Origin of the sequence: uncultured Wocania sp. (genome assembly GCF_964021735.1) — a bacterium.
Lineage (GTDB): Bacteria > Bacteroidota > Bacteroidia > Flavobacteriales > Flavobacteriaceae > Wocania_A.
Window position 1 is genome coordinate 1 of the sequence record NZ_CAXIBN010000161.1, and the last position, 7,189, is coordinate 7,189.

Annotated in this window: 9 protein-coding genes; 5 read left to right on the forward strand and 4 right to left on the reverse strand. The window is 30.2% G+C overall.

Annotation, left to right across the window (positions count from 1 at the left end):
- Positions 1–126 precede the first annotated feature (126 nt).
- Positions 127–729 (reverse strand): DUF1684 domain-containing protein, encoded by a 603-nt coding sequence (locus AADI82_RS12385; protein ID WP_341216742.1) that lies wholly within the window; start codon positions 727–729, stop codon positions 127–129.
- Positions 730–1,100: 371 nt separating this feature from the next.
- On the opposite strand from AADI82_RS12385, the gene AADI82_RS12390 reads away from it, so the two are divergent.
- Both AADI82_RS12390 and AADI82_RS12395 read left to right on the forward strand, forming a co-directional pair.
- Entirely contained in the window at positions 1,101–2,345 is a 1,245-nt protein-coding gene (locus AADI82_RS12390; RefSeq protein WP_341216743.1) for an MFS transporter, read from the forward strand.
- Positions 2,336–2,713, forward strand: a complete 378-nt coding sequence (locus tag AADI82_RS12395) for a VOC family protein (protein WP_341216744.1) — start codon at positions 2,336–2,338, stop codon at positions 2,711–2,713. The genes AADI82_RS12390 and AADI82_RS12395 overlap by 10 nt, the downstream gene beginning before the upstream one ends.
- Positions 2,714–2,751: 38 nt before the next feature.
- On the opposite strand, the gene AADI82_RS12400 is transcribed toward AADI82_RS12395, so the two are convergent.
- On the reverse strand, positions 2,752–3,192 hold the full coding sequence (locus AADI82_RS12400; RefSeq protein WP_341216745.1) for an Lrp/AsnC family transcriptional regulator: 441 nt from the start codon (positions 3,190–3,192) through the stop codon (positions 2,752–2,754).
- A gap of 123 nt (positions 3,193–3,315) precedes the next feature.
- On the opposite strand from AADI82_RS12400, the gene AADI82_RS12405 reads away from it, so the two are divergent.
- Complete coding sequence (locus AADI82_RS12405) at positions 3,316–3,711, forward strand: hypothetical protein (protein WP_034044243.1); 396 nt, start codon at positions 3,316–3,318, stop codon at positions 3,709–3,711.
- A gap of 1 nt (position 3,712) precedes the next feature.
- Here the strand turns inward: AADI82_RS12405 and AADI82_RS12410 are convergent, their stop codons facing one another.
- Both AADI82_RS12410 and AADI82_RS12415 read right to left on the reverse strand, forming a co-directional pair.
- A complete protein-coding gene (locus tag AADI82_RS12410) occupies positions 3,713–4,252 on the reverse strand; it encodes a sigma-70 family RNA polymerase sigma factor (RefSeq protein WP_341216746.1) in 540 nt (179 codons plus the stop codon).
- 428 nt (positions 4,253–4,680) lie between these two features.
- Complete coding sequence (locus tag AADI82_RS12415) at positions 4,681–5,559, reverse strand: PPK2 family polyphosphate kinase (RefSeq protein ID WP_341216747.1); 879 nt, start codon at positions 5,557–5,559, stop codon at positions 4,681–4,683.
- A 139-nt stretch (positions 5,560–5,698) separates the two neighbouring features.
- Between AADI82_RS12415 and AADI82_RS12420 the strand changes: the two genes are divergently transcribed.
- Both AADI82_RS12420 and AADI82_RS12425 read left to right on the forward strand, forming a co-directional pair.
- Positions 5,699–6,211 (forward strand): NAD(P)H-dependent oxidoreductase, encoded by a 513-nt coding sequence (locus tag AADI82_RS12420; RefSeq protein ID WP_341216748.1) that lies wholly within the window; start codon positions 5,699–5,701, stop codon positions 6,209–6,211.
- Positions 6,212–6,288: 77 nt separating this feature from the next.
- The gene (locus AADI82_RS12425) at positions 6,289–7,053 is read left to right on the forward strand and encodes a hypothetical protein (protein WP_341216749.1); all 765 of its coding nucleotides are present in this window, start codon (positions 6,289–6,291) and stop codon (positions 7,051–7,053) included.
- Positions 7,054–7,189 lie beyond the last annotated feature (136 nt).

Below are 7,189 nucleotides of genomic sequence, written 5' to 3' on the forward strand. Positions count from 1 at the left end.
GGGACTTTTTTTGGTGAAGTGAAATTTGACTTTGTAAAAAATTTCGGCTACCTTCATTTACCGTCGGATATAAAACATAAAACGATTTCATATCCGCAAAACAACAGTAAACGAACCTCACAAAACTCAATGCTTCTCAAAAGCCTTAACTCCAGCTTCAACCCGAGTTTTTAAATAGTTTTTTCTTGGTACAATAGGACAAGAATATTTATCGTTATAAGCGCAATACGGATTATAGGCTTTATTAAAATCTATTATCATCGTATCTCCTTCGGGGATTCTTGCATCAATATAGCGTCCGCCACCATAACTTTCTAACCCATTGGTTTCATCTAAAAAAGGTAGAAACAAATAATCTTCGTATCCTTCTGTTTCAATCAATCCTAGGTTTTGATAAATGTTTAACGTGTAGTCTTTTCCTTTTAAATTAAAATTCAATTCTCCATATTTAACATATTCTGGTTTTCTGTCTGTGGTCGTTTTCATTTTAAAAACTTTTTCGTTAGGTGTTCTTTTAAAACTGGCAGTAACCATATAAGTAGAATCGAACTTAAAAAAATCTAACCCTTTAAAAGCCTTTCTGTCCTTATCTTTTAAAGGCGATGTTGTAGCATCTTTATATTCGGCATTTAATTCTTTTTGAAATTCGGTTTCACCTAAAACAGGTCTTTTTTCTTGTCCGCAACTAACAATAGAAACCAAAAGAAATATTGTAATAATATTTTTCATTTTTAAAATTTTATCATTTCAAAAATACAACTTAAGAATATTTTATATAGCTTTGTAGCTTACAAAAAAGAAAAAATGCGTAATAACGTCACTATTTATAGAAAGCAATGGACCTCTTGTTTAAAGACAAGATGTTGGGCTTATTATATATTGTGGTGATATGATTATAAAATATTACAATATTAAAAAGTCCGACTTCACAGTCGGACTTTTTATTTTTAGTCTATTAACGACTTTTAACTAAAATCAAAAATTTGAAAACAGAAACTTGAACAATCAGAACTAATGAACCATTCATAAAGTAAAAATTCATTATTAACTAAAACACTATATGGATGCAACATGTGTCAATTAAACAATAAAAAAACCACATGAAAACTCTTTTTAACAATTACTTAAACACTTTTAGCGGACTTTCTAGAGAAGTTTGGTGGCTTGCATTAATAACACTAATTAATAGAGCCGGTACTATGGTCATTCCGTTCTTATCGCTTTATTTAACAACAAGTTTGAATTTTACCCTAAGTGATGTTGGTTGGATTATGAGTGCTTTTGGTTTAGGGTCTGTAGTTGGGTCTTGGTTAGGCGGACGGTTAACTGATAAAATTGGGTACTACAAAGTTATGGTATTTAGTCTGTTAACTACTGGTTTATTATTTATTGCATTGCAGTTTTTAACAACATTTCTTTCTTTTTGCATAGGTATTCTTTTAGTTATGCTAGTAGCAGATATGTTTCGACCAGCTATGTTTGTGGCATTAAGTGCTTATAGTAAACCAGAAAACAAAACAAGATCTGTAACTTTAATTAGGCTTGCCATAAACCTTGGGTTTTCTGCTGGTCCGGCTATAGGTGGAATTATAATTACAACTTTAAGCTATGGTGGCTTATTTTGGGTAGATGGCATTACATGCATTTTAGCAACATTTGTTTTAATAAATGTATTGAATCCAAAAACAACAAAAACATTAGATGATATAAAAGTTCTAAATCCAAAATCGGCATACCACGACAAGGCTTTTTTAATATTTTTAGCAGCCATGGTACTGTTTGGTATTGTGTTTTTACAATATTTTTCAACAATGCCACTCTATTATAAAGAAGCCCATCAATTAACAGAATTTGAGATTGGTATTCTTTTAGGAATGAACGGGTTTTTAATATTTGTTTTCGAAATGCCTTTAATAAAATGGTTAGAAAACACAACATTTACTAAAACGGGATTGATGCTTTTTGGTGGTATTTTAACAGGGTTAAGTTTTATTATTTTAAACGTTACATCGTGGGTTGGCGTTTTAATAATTGGTATGCTTTTAATGACTTTTGGAGAAATGATAGCCTTCCCTTTTTCTAATGCTTTTGCTATGGATAGAGCAAAAAAAGGAAATCAGGGCGAGTATATGGCATTGTATTCTATCGCTTTTTCAATAGCACATATTTTTGGACATAATGCTGGATTACAAATGACAAATAAATTAGGGTTTGATAACACATGGTATATTATTACTGGCCTTGCTGCACTTTGTGTGTTTTTATTATTCTTTTTAAAACAATACTTAAATGCTAAAAAGAAAAAGAAATTAATAGACGAAGAAAAAGAAATATTATGGATTTAAACCAAATAACCATTCCGTCGTTAAACGTTGAAAAAGCGACGGAATTTTATAAAAAGTTGGGGTTAATTTTAATCGTTGATGCACTTCCGCGTTATGTTAGATTTGAATGTCCTAACGGGAACTCAACATTTTCAATTCATAAAGTAGATGAATTAAGCAAAGAAAGTGGAATTACAATTTATTTTGAAAATGACAACCTTGATGAGTTAGTAAAACAACTAAAAGCAAAAGGCATTATATTTACAAGTGAACCCAAAGATAAACCGTGGTTGTGGCGAGAAGCGCATTTAAACGATTTAGATGGCAACCCCATTATTTTATATAAAGCTGGTAAAAATAGAAAAAATCCACCTTGGCGAATAAATTAGTTTTCGCTAAAAAAAATTTGAGGACAAAAAACAACTTATTAAACCGGTTTAACTTCTTTTTGTTTTACTACTCGCGATAAAACAATTTGTGTTTTAGTCTCACCATAAGTAATAAGCTGATCTATAAATAACTCTAAATGTTTTTGGTTTTTTAAAACCACTTCCATAACTATATTTTCATCGCCAGTGATGCGATAACAATTAATAACTTCGTCATAGGTTTTTACTTTTTCTAAAAACGGTTTTAGTTTACCCATAAAGGCACGCAATGTAATAATAGCTTTAAACTGATAACCTAAATCGAATGGCGAAACCATGGTTTTATAATCTTCAATAATACCCAGATCTTCCATCTTCTTTATGCGCTCAGAAACTGCTGGAGAACTAATGCCTACTTGCCTACCAATTTCTGCATTAGATTGTCTAGCATTTTGCTGTAAACACTTCAAAATCTTCTTATTAAGGTTATCAATACTCATTTAAATAAATTAGACTGCAAAACATTAATATTTAAAGTAAATATACAAATTTACTTTAAAATCAAAAGAATAATATGGATTCTTGTGAGTAATTTTGATAAAATTGCTTAAGAAAAAATAAACATGTTATCCAATACCCCACAAAACCTATCGGAATTACCGATTTATAAAAAAGCATTAGATATTTTTGCCTTGTCGCAAAATATATCTGCCTACTTAAATCAAGATTTATCTGTTTTAAAAGACGATGGATCTGAAGATATTCATATTTATTTTTCAGGTGATATTGTTCAACAATCTGTGGCTTTAGTTCCAGAAATTGTAAACGCAGAATTAGAGCGTTTTTCAGAGAGAAAACATAAACACATTGCCTCACTTAAGCGCATTACAAATATGCTTTATAAAAACTCATACCGCCTAGAACAATCTAATAGTAACGGGAGAGATTTTTTACCAATTTTACGCAGAGAATTGAAAAAATTTAAAAAATTGCAACGTAATTGGATAATGACCTTATAGATTAGTTACAAATTTTACAATCTTCTTTAGTCTTAACTTCTCCAATTAAATGGCCTTTTTGGTTCATTTTATAGTCACAGCATTCCATGTACCCTTGTGCGACTAATTTTCTTGCACGTTGAATCCTCGATTTTGCAGTTGGTAAAGCTAATTTTAACTGTTCAGCAACTTCTGCTTGTTTCTTTCCTTTAATGTCTGCCAAAAATAAAGGGTCTCGATACTTTTTAGGAAGTCTTTTAATAATTCCGTAAAGACAATCTTTTTCGTTATGATTGGAAGGCTCTTCTTCAATTTGAGTATCATGTTCCTTAAATTCGGTACTTATTTTATTCGTTCTAAAAAAGTCTAACATGGTATTTCTGGCAATGGTAAAAACCCATGATTTAAGCTTTTTGTGGTCTTGAAGTGAATCGAATTTCGTGTGTATTTTAATAAATGTGTCCTGTAGCACATCGTTTGCAATCTCTTCGTTTTTTATCCTTGATAGAAGAAATTGCTTAACATCCTGATGATATGTTTCCCAAATGTGATTTGTATTCATAAGATAAAATGAATGAGCGTTGGAAGTATTTATCAACGCTCATAAAAATTAAGATCTAACAATTGCAACCACTGCAGTTACAAGATTCACAAGTACAACTTTCACATTGACCATTTGTACAACTATCGCAAGTACAAGTACATTCGTTATTTTTCATAATTATTCTTTTTAATGTTACATCTATTAGACGAAACCTTTACAAAAAAGATGCATTTTTAATTAAATTTTAAAATATGCTTCGACTGCGCTCCTTTTTAAAATTTTGAAAGTTCCAAAATGGCATAAAGCTAAAATTAAGCAGATTACCACAGTCGTTCCTTCCCCGCAATAACGTTTTTAAAAAAATATAGCGGAAATATTCATATTCACAATTACCAAAATTTCAAATAATAATCAATGATTAAAGCGTGTTAAAATGCCTAAAACGACTACTCGTTGTTTAACTGATTTATGTATTCATCTAAATTTGCTTTTACTTTATTATCTAACTCTGGTTCTTTAATATCCGTGTATTTACTTAAGGTATCGTACATAATTTTTGCAACAATATATCGTGCTGTAGCTTTATCGTTTGCAGGAATATTGTACCATGGTGCGTGTGGTTTTGATGTTCTATTTATAGCATCTTCATAACAGTCTTGATATTTATCCCAAAGAGCACGCTCTTTTAAATCGTCTGGAGAAAACTTCCAATGTTTTTCCTTTTTATTTAATCGACGAAGTAATCTGTTTTTTTGCTCGTCTTTTGAAAGATTCAAGTAAAACTTAAATATAATGGTACCATTCTCGGCTATGTGCTTTTCAAAATTATTGATTTGTTCAAATCGTTTGTCCCAAAAAGCTTCATCAATATCGTCAACAGAATTTATAGAAGGAATCTTTTCATTCAAAATATAATTTGGATGAACGCGTGTTACCAGTACATTTTCGTAATGTGTTCTGTTAAAAATAGCAAATTTACCACGCTCTGGTAATGCAATGTAATGGCGCCATAAATAGTCGTGACTTATTTCCAAATCGGTTGGCACTTTAAAACTATGCGAAATAACACCGCGTGCATTAAAATTTTTAAAAACCTCACGTATTAAACTATCTTTTCCAGAAGTGTCCATGCCTTGTATGCAAACTAAAACGGCATATTTATCGTGTGCATACATGGTATTTTGTAGCTTCCCAAGTTTTTTGCTTACAAAATGCAAGGCGTTTACTAGGTCGTCTTTTGAAGCATCTAAAGAATAGCTTGAAGGTTGTTCGCTTAATTTAATTTTTGAGGTAATTTTAAAATCGTTGGTATCAATAGTTTTCAAAATGTATGGTATTTATTATCGTTTTTAAATATATAAAAATGAAAATCAATTTTCCCTTTATTGGCATTATTTGTTTCTATTGTGTTCTTTATTTTAAATCCTAATAATTGCATTACTTCGTTTAAATAAAATTAAAAAAATGAATAAAACACTAATTATACAAGGCAGTGCTCGACCTAAAGGAGACACTAATACCATTATAAGCTATATGGCTTTAAAGGGCAATTTTGATGTTATTGATTTATACTCAAAAAATATTGGCCATTACGATTATGAATACAATAATGCTAATGATGATTTTATTCCTTTAATTACCAACATTATTAAAAATTACGATACTATAATTTTTGCAACGCCAGTTTATTGGTACACCATGAGTGGCCATATGAAAGTATTTTTTGATCGAATCTCTGACTTAATAAGAATACATAAAGACCTTGGCAGAAAACTGCGTGGTAAAAATATGGCTATGATAAGTATTAATAACAGTAACGATTTAGTTCGCGGTTTTAATATGCCATTTGTCGAATCTGCAAACTATTTAGGGATGAATTATTTAGGCGATATACATACTTGGGTTGAGAATAACAATATTCCAAACAAAGTTAAAACCATTATAAATGACTTTATTGAAAATAAGTTAAGCACATAAATTCGACAAACGACACAGTTGTCCCCTTAGTTTTTAATATATTCGTCATACCCTACTTAATTTTAACCCCAAATTTTATGAATAATTATTACTTTCTTTTATTTTTTGTTGCTACTTTAAACATTAACGGACAAATAGCCAATTGTGATGACGCCAACTCGTATCTTGTTAATGCATATTCGCATGTTAAAGATGCGTATGACTCTAATAATATAAGCCATTTAAAGTACTATGCTAACAGATCGTTGGAAGCTTTTAAGCTATCAAAAAAAACATTAAAAGATTGTGGCTGCGAAACCGCATTAAACCTAACTAACAAAAGCATAGATCTACTTGCTAAGGTTGAAGGTGCAGAAACTTTTGAAGATGGTCGTTTTTTTGTTAAACGTGCCAGAGACACTAGCAAAGAAAGTGTTATTGAAATTGATAAATGTTCGTATTCTAATAATTCTAATGTTGTTGAAACTGAAAGTTTTAATACTAATGAAAATACTGAGCTTTCCGATTTACAAGATGAACAATTAAAATTAAAACTGCAGCAAGAAGCACTAAAAATTAAAGAGAATCAAATAAAACAAAAGTTAGAACAACAAGAAGAAAAAGCGTTGATGCTTAAAAAAGAGGCATTAATTCTTTCTTATAAAATGGCAATTACAGAAAACATTAGAACATACAACGATGCTTTAAAAATTTGTGATTGTAAACATGACATCTTAAAAGAAGTAGATTCATCAATCAACATATCAAAAAAGAGTATTAAAGCTATAAAAAGTTATTATATAAACAAGCTAAAAACACAAGCTTCAAATTATTTATCGCAACTTAATTTATGTGAAAAATAGAATATAAAAATAAGAGCCTGCCTAAGGAGTTTTTATAACTATTTGTTAGGTTGAGCGCAGTCGAAACCTATTACTGATTAAATAACTTGAAAAAATTCGACTGCGCTCTATCTAACATCAAACCTGATTTCTAAAT